The sequence below is a fragment of the uncultured Psychrobacillus sp. genome, assembly GCF_938022135.1.
In the GTDB taxonomy this organism is placed as follows: domain Bacteria; phylum Bacillota; class Bacilli; order Bacillales_A; family Planococcaceae; genus Psychrobacillus.
Window position 1 is genome coordinate 20,339 of sequence record NZ_CALIED010000034.1, and the last position, 9,625, is coordinate 29,963.

The 9,625-nt window shown below is 34.9% G+C and carries 10 protein-coding genes; 5 read left to right on the forward strand and 5 right to left on the reverse strand.

Going from position 1 to position 9,625, the window contains the following annotated elements:
* Positions 1-123: 123 nt before the first annotated feature.
* The 3 genes from Q0371_RS07470 to Q0371_RS07480 form a co-directional block, all read right to left on the reverse strand.
* Positions 124-1,188 (reverse strand): hemolysin family protein, encoded by a 1,065-nt coding sequence (locus Q0371_RS07470; RefSeq protein ID WP_251553173.1) that lies wholly within the window; start codon positions 1,186-1,188, stop codon positions 124-126.
* 45 nt (positions 1,189-1,233) lie between these two features.
* A complete protein-coding gene (locus tag Q0371_RS07475; RefSeq protein ID WP_298469971.1) occupies positions 1,234-2,550 on the reverse strand; it encodes a hemolysin family protein in 1,317 nt (438 codons plus the stop codon).
* 378 nt (positions 2,551-2,928) lie between these two features.
* Positions 2,929-4,239 carry a helix-turn-helix domain-containing protein gene (locus Q0371_RS07480; RefSeq protein WP_298469973.1) on the reverse strand — a complete coding sequence of 437 codons (1,311 nt, stop codon included), beginning with the start codon at positions 4,237-4,239 and terminating at the stop codon, positions 2,929-2,931.
* 424 nt (positions 4,240-4,663) lie between these two features.
* Here Q0371_RS07480 and Q0371_RS07485 point away from each other — a divergent pair, with 424 nt between their 5' ends.
* From Q0371_RS07485 to Q0371_RS07495, 3 genes are read left to right on the forward strand one after another with little or no spacing between them, the layout of a single operon-like run.
* Complete coding sequence (locus Q0371_RS07485; protein ID WP_298469975.1) at positions 4,664-5,179, forward strand: sigma-70 family RNA polymerase sigma factor; 516 nt, start codon at positions 4,664-4,666, stop codon at positions 5,177-5,179.
* Positions 5,172-5,345: a YvrJ family protein gene (locus tag Q0371_RS07490; RefSeq protein ID WP_169361335.1), complete on the forward strand. Its 174-nt coding sequence runs from the start codon at positions 5,172-5,174 to the stop codon at positions 5,343-5,345. Before Q0371_RS07485 ends, Q0371_RS07490 begins: the two co-directional genes overlap by 8 nt.
* 1 nt (position 5,346) lies before the next feature.
* Entirely contained in the window at positions 5,347-5,532 is a 186-nt protein-coding gene (locus tag Q0371_RS07495) for a hypothetical protein (protein WP_169361334.1), read from the forward strand.
* A 79-nt stretch (positions 5,533-5,611) separates the two neighbouring features.
* Here Q0371_RS07495 and fosB read toward each other — a convergent pair whose 3' ends face one another.
* Positions 5,612-6,040, reverse strand: a complete 429-nt coding sequence (gene fosB / locus Q0371_RS07500; RefSeq protein WP_298469977.1) for a metallothiol transferase FosB — start codon at positions 6,038-6,040, stop codon at positions 5,612-5,614.
* Positions 6,030-6,602, reverse strand: a complete 573-nt coding sequence (locus Q0371_RS07505; protein WP_298469979.1) for a histidine phosphatase family protein — start codon at positions 6,600-6,602, stop codon at positions 6,030-6,032. The genes fosB and Q0371_RS07505 overlap by 11 nt, the downstream gene beginning before the upstream one ends.
* A 713-nt stretch (positions 6,603-7,315) precedes the next feature.
* Between Q0371_RS07505 and Q0371_RS07510 the strand changes: the two genes are divergently transcribed.
* Both Q0371_RS07510 and Q0371_RS07515 read left to right on the forward strand, forming a co-directional pair.
* Positions 7,316-8,248, forward strand: coding sequence for an aldo/keto reductase (locus Q0371_RS07510; protein ID WP_298469980.1), 933 nt, complete (start codon positions 7,316-7,318; stop codon positions 8,246-8,248).
* A gap of 66 nt (positions 8,249-8,314) precedes the next feature.
* Positions 8,315-9,472, forward strand: a complete 1,158-nt coding sequence (locus tag Q0371_RS07515) for an acyl-CoA dehydrogenase family protein (RefSeq protein ID WP_298469982.1) — start codon at positions 8,315-8,317, stop codon at positions 9,470-9,472.
* The last annotated feature ends 153 nt before the right edge of the window (positions 9,473-9,625 follow it).

Below are 9,625 nucleotides of genomic sequence, written 5' to 3' on the forward strand. Positions count from 1 at the left end.
AATCAAAACTAAAACGTGATGGTTGTATTTAATCTATTCTCTAACATTAAAACCCGAATAGGTCCACTTGTTACGTGTACACTATTCGGGTTACTGTTCAAATGTATTGTTTAAAAAACACCGTTATGTTGCATATACGAAATCTCCATCATCTTCATCTTGGATCTCACCAACAATTTCTGATAATATATCCTCCATTGTTACTAGGCCCACGATAACTCCTTTGCCATCTGTTACAATGGCCATGTGCTTACGTGTTTGTTGCATTTTTAAGAATACCTCTTTAATAACTGTTGAATTTTTAAATCTTGGGATGTCATGGATGAAGAATGTCACGTCATTAGAACGTCCAGCAGCGATATCCGTTAACATTTCCTTTGTGTTAATAAATCCAATTACGTCATTCTTCTTTTTTAAAACGTCAATGACTGGATAGCGTGTATATTCGAACTCTTCAATGACTGCCACCATTTGCTCAAGCGTTTGCTGTTTCTCTAACATAATCACCTCTGACCGGGGAATCATAATGTCCTTTAGCTGACGAGTATCAAATGCAAATATATTTTCCAAATAAGCAAGTTCGGTTTGGTTGATTTCTCCACCTGCAAAGCTTTGTGTAACAATCATTTTCAACTCTTCTTCAGAATACACTTCGTCATGTCCCGCAGGCTTTACACCAAATATTTTTAATAACGAACGAGCGGAACCATTTAACGCTGAGATAAACGGCTTAGAAACTTTCCCGAACCAATAAAGAGGTGGTGCTAAAAGAAGTGTCATTTTATCAGCATATTGAATTGCTAATGTTTTAGGCATTAATTCACCAAGGACTACGTGTAAAAATGTGACAACCGATAACGCTATGGCATAGGAAAGTGCGGTTGAAAGAGCTTCACCTAAATTTAAATATTCAAATACTGGTGCTAACATTTTTTCAACGGTTGGTTCTCCAAGTGCTCCCAAAATCAGAGCTGTCACTGTTATTCCTAGCTGACAGGCTGACAAATAGTAATCTAAATCTTGTGTAACTTTCTTGGCGACGACTGCTTTTTTATTTCCCTCCGAGATAAGCTGATCAATTCGTGACATACGCACTTTTAAAATCGCGAATTCTGCCCCTACGAAAAACGCTGTCAATAAAATAAATAATGTGATTAACGCTAAGTTTAAAATAATTATACCGTCCAATTAACTCCCTTATGGAAAGGGATTCACCTCCATTAATAATCGTAATTATTGTTTAAAATAATTTTGTTTGAAGATCACTTCTTTAATATGGTAGTTTTCTACTTCACCAATAACCCATAGATGATCACCGTGCTGTATTTCCATTCCTTCGTTAACTTCCGATGTGTTTTTAAAACCTTCATTTAGTGCCCAACCACCAATTGTATCGATATCTTCACTATCCTCGAAATCAATACCAAAGCGATCCTCTAATTCTTCTAATAATGTTCGGTTGTTAATTGTATACTCGTTTTCGCCCGTCTTACGAATTTCATCCACTTCATCCGCATCAAATTCATCACGAATTTCTCCAACGAGCTCTTCTAGTATATCTTCCAACGTTAAAATACCAGCGGTACCACCATATTCATCGACAGCTACCGCAATATGTACACGCTCCTCCTGCATTTTTAATAATGCATTTTGAATCGGTGTTTGCTCAAACACAAATGGAATCGTGCGAACAAAATCACTCAAATCAGCAGGACGATTCGTTACTATGCGACTAAGTAACTTATTTGCATTTACAAAGCCAATAATTTTATCTTTATCGTTTTCCTCAACGACTGGATAACGAGTGTAATTATGCTCATCTAAAATCGATACTATTTCTGTAGTATTCATATCCCTATCAATAGCAACGAACTCTGGGCGAGGAACCATAATGTCTTTGACAACACGCTCATCGAAGGCGAATACATTCTCCATATATTCTAATTCTTGCTTATCAATTTCCCCACCTTGGAAACTTTGAGACATGATTATTTTAAGCTCTTCTTCTGAATAGGCTTGATCTTCGCTAGCTCCTTTAACACCTACAGCACGTAACAGAAATCGTGAAGTACCATTTAATGCTCTAATAAACGGATACATTACTTTACCGAAATAATATAGACTTGGTGCCAACATTAATGTGACTTTCTCCGAAAATTGAATCGCTAATGTTTTTGGTGCCATTTCCCCAATAACGACATGTAGGTAACTTACAATCGCAAGTGAAATACCATAAGATAAAATATTCATTACAGTTTCAGGGGTATTGAGCCATTCAAAAATAGGATACATTAAATGCTTAACATAAGGCTTTGTAAAAGCACCTAACCCAATAGCGGTGATTGTAATACCTAATTGACAAGCTGATAAGTAATAATCAAGGTCACTTACAACTTTCTTTGCAATCTCAGCTTTTTTATTACCTTCTTCGATTAACTGATCAATTCTGGATTTACGGATTTTGACTACTGCAAATTCAGCCGCTACGAAAAATGCTGTCAAACCTAAAAAGATGATTAATAAAATGATATTTAATATACTCGAGTCCAATATGTTCCCTCATTTCGAGGGATTCACCTCCGTTATTTTTAATACTGTCTTGTTATGTGACTCATAAAAAATCCTATCTAGTATATTATAACGAAAACCATCACGTTATGGTTTCAAAAAAACAAATTTTTTTCATCTTTCTCAACTTTCTACCTGAAGTTCTTCAAGTTTCCTTACAAATAACATAGACACCCACCTGTAATTGCACAGGTGGGTGATATAAGTTAAATATTTATCCAAAGTCCATGACTAGACTTTTACTAGTTTGTATTTCCAGACGATGTTGGTCGAGGTGCTTCTTCTTCAGCAAATGTAGAAGTTCCAAAACTAAATAAGACCGTTAAAGTTACTAAGCTTAGAATGAGTAATTTTTTCATTTTATAAATCCTCCCATTTTGTAATAGATTTTTTTCTAAACAATATTTCATTGGCCTTTTGATAATAAAGATTCGCTGCTTTAAATCTGCTATTCCTATAGTAGTAGTCCGCTAAAAGAATAGAGTACTTTTGAACATGTCGATCGTCATGGACTTTTTCAAAATAATTAATACCTTTTTTAACAATAGCTTCAAATTCCTCTGAATTGTTATGAAGAGCCTGATATATGTGAAGATGGTGTATGTAAGATTTAATATTGCTTCTTTGCTGAATGCTAGCCTCGTCCATTTTATTGAAACCCGCTTCACACCAGCTAAGGACCCTTTTATGGTCGTTTTGCTTGGAATATTCTTTGACAATGGAAAGTGTGGTTATCATATAACCTTCCACCTGCTGAGGACCTTCCTTATACGATAGACTAAGTGTATAGTACTCAATTGCCTTTTCATGATTTTCTTGGATAGCCTGGAGAGATCCTAAATTTTGATAAAGCATGCCTTTGTATTGAGTTAGCTTATAATCCATAGCCAGCTTTTTTGCTAAGTTATAGTTTTTTTCTGCTTCTTGATAATTTTTCATATTTTTATAGGCCATGCCAGTAACTATATAGCTATCAATTGCCCGTTCAAAGAGTAGATTATCCTTGTAATATTTAAGTGATTTACTAGAATGGTTAATGGCATTAAAGTACTCGTTACATTTAAAGTAGCTTAAGCTTATAACATTATGAAAATCGGCGAGTTCCCATTCTTCAAAGGAGCTATAGTTTACGAGTTTTAGAGCATCTTCAAGCTTTTCTAGTGCAGTACAATATTCTGCGATTAAATAGTTATATATTCCAAGGTTTAAATTTAGAAGAAACCTTTGTTTGTCATCAAAATCTGCTTCCATTTTTATTAGGACTTGGTAAATCGGATAGATTTGAAGGACTTCCTCATTAATAATCAACATCAATCGAAACATGTATAAATTGTAACTGTAAAAATTTTTTAAATTGGTAAAATTAATCTTCCGCGATGTATATTGCTGCAGGCGTTCCCTGACCATTTCTTGATCTCTACTTAAAATAGCACTTTTATATAGTGCATATAAGTCTTCAATAACTTTGTTTTCTTCTTCCAGTGGTATTTCTTCTAGCATCAAGTTCAATCGTTTTAACAATGGCTGTGCTACATCTTCGCTAGGTATCGTTGAATTACTTTCTATCTTGCTTAAATAGGAAGTTGAACAAATCCCTTTGGCCAAAACCGTTTGTTTAATATTCCGATTTAACCTTTCCTGCTTAATTATGAGACCAATACTACCACCCATCGGAAGTCACCTCCTTGCAATGTAGTATAGGTTATAATTCTCTTTCCATCGCTGAATTCCTTTTTTTATTTTTTCGACTTTTTTCTACATCCCTATAAATAAAGAAGAAAAACATAGCGAAAATCAATATTTTGTACAATAATTCACTTAAAAAAAGAAATTCTTATTATAGTGCATTAAATAATAATACTTTTTTCTTTTTATTTCACAACAAATATTAGTATATTTCTTATCCAAATATTAGTAATATTTAGGATATACAATTATATATTTTACTTTTATTTCAAAAACATTTCAAGGGAGTTGTAAAAAATAATAAAAAAATCCCTTTATATGAGAACAACAAGTCACTCGTTGCTAAAGTCCCTTTTTCCTTAGCGCCAGCCAAGTATTACATTCTATTTTCAAGGGGGGAATGTTAAAAATGGTTACTGGTAATAAAAAGATTATAGAAGAGTTTCTCAGCTACCCTGACAATCAAAAGATGCTTGAAGAATATCAATACACCAATAGCCAAGAGATTAAAAACAAATTAGATAGAGAGTTTAAAAGATTTTACCAAAATATCCGTATCTTAACCTATGTGCTTAAGGTATTACATTTTGAAAGTAAACGATTTGATCAAAAGGAGCGTCTTCACAGAAGGAGGAATATTTTATCACTAGACGGTGATGAAAAAATATCAGTCATTTATCATGAAAGATTTTTTACAGACTTTATTGGATTCTCAGATGACATTTCAGACCACATCTCGTCTGACAAATTATTTTTTAGTATAAGAAAGCTTTCAGAACGACAGAAGAAAATATTATCACTCGTCTTTGTAAAACAAATGACCGATCGGGAAATTGCACATTATTTTGGCATTTCGCAACAAGCGGTTTCAAAATCAAGACGAAATATAATCGAAAACATTCGAAAGGAGCTTACGTATGATTGAAGCTAGCAATATTGTTCAGTTACTTGGCAACTTCGGCTTTCCAATTGTAGTCTCCATTTATTTACTTCACCGTTTTGAAAATAAGCTGGAGGCACTAGAAAATTCATTACACAATCTATCCAATACTGTCGTTCATAACCTAGAAAAGAAAAAAGGGGGGAAATAAAATGGACGAAGCTGAAATTTTAAAGCTTCTTAAACAGCTAGAGCCTAAAATGGAAAGTGTTTTATATCAAACAAGCTTTGAATACAGAGAAGACCTGGAGCAGGACTTAATAGAAAAGATACTAAAAATTATCAATAACAAGGTTACGCAAGAGGTGCCGGGATTCTTTGAGATGAATAGGAGATGAGATTATATTTTTAACTTTCCACAACTTTTACTCATTGACCTTTAACACCCTTCCTTGCAAGTATGGGTGTTAAAGGATTTTAAGCTTCTTCATAAAACCGCATATGTTGCTTGTCCTCTTTATAATACTTCAAACGATCCTCTAATGTACCAGTATGATACTCGAATTTATGCCCATCTGGATCTGTAAAATAAATGGACTGCTTATCTCTTACCTCTCTCTTTCGCGAAGGAAGGATTGTCACGTTTAATATTTCTAGTCTTTTACAAATATCCTGGAAGTCCTTTTCTTCTACGGTAAATGCGATATGCGTATAGGAATATTTTATATCATTTCTAGGTATATGTGGCTCTTCATTTAAAGCTAACCATATTCCATTTACGTCAAAATAAGCGGTACTATTTCCAACTACTAATAGTTTTGCATTTAACACTTCTTTATAAAACTGTATGGACCTTTGAAGATTAGAAACAGAAAATAATAAATGGTTAATGCCCTTAATATCCATGTAGTACCTCTTCTTCTGATATTCTTTTAACATCCCTCAATTTTCTACCTTCAAATGACAACTGATAAATATCAGGCATTTGGAGCTGATCCCAGAAAGCTAAATTATATTTGACATCAAAATAATTCATGATTAAAACCATTATATTACCATGAGTTCCAATCACCACGTTTTTATCCTGCCATTCATCTAATACCTGCAATAAGGACGTTACACCTCTCTCCTGTGCAACTAGATTTGATTCCCCTCCCTCCCATGAAAAAGCTGGTTCTTCCCAAACCTTTGCTATTGCTTCATCAAAATTCGGAACCGGATGTTCTGATAATGTTCTTTCTCTAAAGCCTTCTACTAGCTCGATCGTCAAATTAAATTGCTGTGCCACTTTTTCTACAGTTTGTATAGCCCTTTTATAAGGACTAGATATAACATGGTCAATATCATGGTGCATTAACAAATTCGCAACAAGATTTGCATCATTTAAACCTCTAAGAGATAATGGTCGACCTACCTCGTCTGTTGAATAGGTTGAATGCGCGTGTCTTACAAAATAGATGTTAGTCATTAGAGACCCCTTCCTCCTCAATTTATAAATAATGATTTTCGCTCTCAGTCGGTCCTTTTACGCGGGATTGGCGAGAACCATCAACCCAGACTACGAACGTGTTGGATGATTTATCTTTCTCACTCATCACCTTTAGTTGCTGCAATCAATATAAACATTAAATAGATCATGTTACATATAAGCTGTTATTCCATTGGCTGAAATAACTTAAAGAAACGTTATTTAGCTTTCTCACTCCTAATCTTCCCGACGAGCCTCATAAAATAGAGGAGGAAAAACAATGCTAGTAATAAGTTCGGCAAAAAGAGAAGTGCAGGTGGAAGAAATTTCATTGAAAGAAAAGTAATCACAATAGGGATAATCACTAGCCATATCCAGACTCTTGAACGCTTATTTGAATAGCTTATATTAGATTTCATTCATTCCCTCCTCTTTGTGAATTTTATTTTATAGACTTGTTACCTACAATTGGCGAGCATTAATGACTTTCTATTTATTTAAAAAACTTCTATGTATGAATCTAACCTATTAATTATTTATATTTCTTTTCTGGTTTCCCATTAATTCATATTTCGACATAATAGTTTACTTTTCCTCTGCATAGGAAATATATTTAAAAGTATAATAACATTGGAAGTTCTTTCATTAGGTCGCTATTTTATTTATTGATATGATGAATGAGTAATTATCCATAGAAAAGGAGTTGGTTTTTTATGTCTAATAAAGTGGAGATTGGTAGTACTGGGTTATTTGTAAATCCAATAGGTCTGGGCACTAATGCTGTTGGAGGACACAATATATTCCCTAATTTAAAGGACGAAACAGGTAAAGAAATTGTTCGTGCAGCCCTACAAAATGACATTAACTTTATCGACACCGCGTATATGTACGGGCCTGAAAAATCAGAAATTCTAATTGGTGAGGTACTTAAAGAGACAGGACAAAGAGCTAATGTTGTTCTTGCTACAAAAGGTGGACAAAAGTACATGAATGACAAAATGGAAGTAGACAATTCACCAAAATTTCTAAGAGAAACGGTCGAAAACAGCTTAAGACGGCTACAAACAGACTATATTGATTTATTTTATATACACTTTCCAGATGAACAAACACCGAAATATGAGGCTGTTGGAGAACTTCATAGATTAAAAGAGGAAGGAAAAATCCGTTCTATAGGGGTATCCAACTTTTCAATGGATCAGTTAAGAGAAGGAAACAAAGATGGTTATATTGAAGTCATCCAATCTGGCTATAATCTTTTTAAACGAGATGCAGAAGATGACTTAATCCCTTACTCTCTAGAAAATAATATCTCCTTTATACCTTATTTCCCATTAGCTTCTGGCTTATTGACAGGAAAATTTTCTCCTAATAGTACATTTGAAGATGGACGAGCAAAGAACCCATTGTTCCAGGGAGATGCATTCATTCAGAATTTAAATAAAGTGGATGAATTGAAGGCAATTGCCAACAATAAGCATGTAGCGGTTTCTAATCTCGTGTTAGCTTGGTATTTAAAACAGGAATCAATTGACGTTGTAATTCCTGGTGCTAAAAGGCCAGAGCAAGTACTAGAGAATATTAAGACTCTAGAAATTGAGCTTTCTAAAGATGAAATAAACAAAATCTCTAGTATCTTCCACTGATTTATCTTTTTATCAATTTAAGCGCCTAGACTTGCATAGCAATATATAGAGAGAGGATGTCAAGCTATGGACCAATTTATTAAAACAGAAGAACAATTTGAGCTAATTTCTAAGATAAACGATTTAAAACCAGTTTTTAGACATAGAGAGCCGGAGCTCGATCAACTCGGCTCCTTCCCTTTTGCCGATTTCCAAGATTTAAAGAATATAGATTATCCTACTTTAACTTTACCAAAGGAGTACGGAGGGCAAGGCTTAGGATTGTATGAATACATACTAGCACAGGAAGCTATTTCTGAGGGAAGTGGTGCTACAGGACTATCCATTGGATGGCATAATGGGATCGTTTTGGAATATGCAGAAAACAACCATTGGGAGCAGGATGCTGCTGACTGGCTTCTAAAGGAAATAGCAAATGGTGCAATCATTAATAGTGCAGCCACTGAAAATAATGCCGGCAGCCCTACACGAGGTGCTCTTCCCCGTACAACAGTTATACGGGATGGCAAGGATTTAGTTATTAATGGTGAGAAAACTTTTACATCTGCTTCCCCTGTACTCGATTATATTATAGTTACATGCACAAACGAAATCGGCATTGTTGAAATGATAGTAGTACCTAAGGATAGTCCTGGTGTTTCTATTCTTGAAACATGGGATATGCTTTCCATGAGAGGAACTGCAAGTCATACCCTCATTTTAGAAAATGTTAGAGTTTCCGGAAATCATATCCTGAAAGCCTTACCTGCTACCAAGACAGAAGCAAAGGGATGGATGCTTCATATTCCAGCCTGCTACTTAGGGATCGCTGCTGCAGCAAGGAAATACGCAGTTGACTTTGCAGCTTCTTATATCCCCACCTCTTTAGGAAAGCCAATCGCGGAGACTCCAAATATTAAGCATATCATAGGCGAAATGGAACTAGAGTTATCCATTGCAAGACATATGCTCTATGGTACGGTGGAACGATATGAGCAAGCAGAAGATAAGACGACCCTTCAAGAGTCACTGGATATTACTAAAATAGCCGTTACGAATGGAGCTATTAAAATAGTCGATTTGGCTATGAAAATAGTTGGCTCTAGAGCCCTTTCTCAATCTAATCCGATGCATCGCTACTACCTAAATGTAAGAGCAGGATTATACAACCCTCCAATGGAAGATATGATAAAGTCAAAATTAGCAAGTGCTGCTATTGATGCAGCTAAAAAAGACGAAAATTAAAACGAAGCGAATGGAAAGCAGTCCATTCGCTTCGTTTTAATTTTGTTTAAGAATTTATAAACTTCGAAACCTGTGGATAAATTGATGGCTAGCTCCAGCGCCTTGCCCCTCGGGGTCAAATGGTTAAAAGCTCCGGTGGCTGAGGAACTGCCT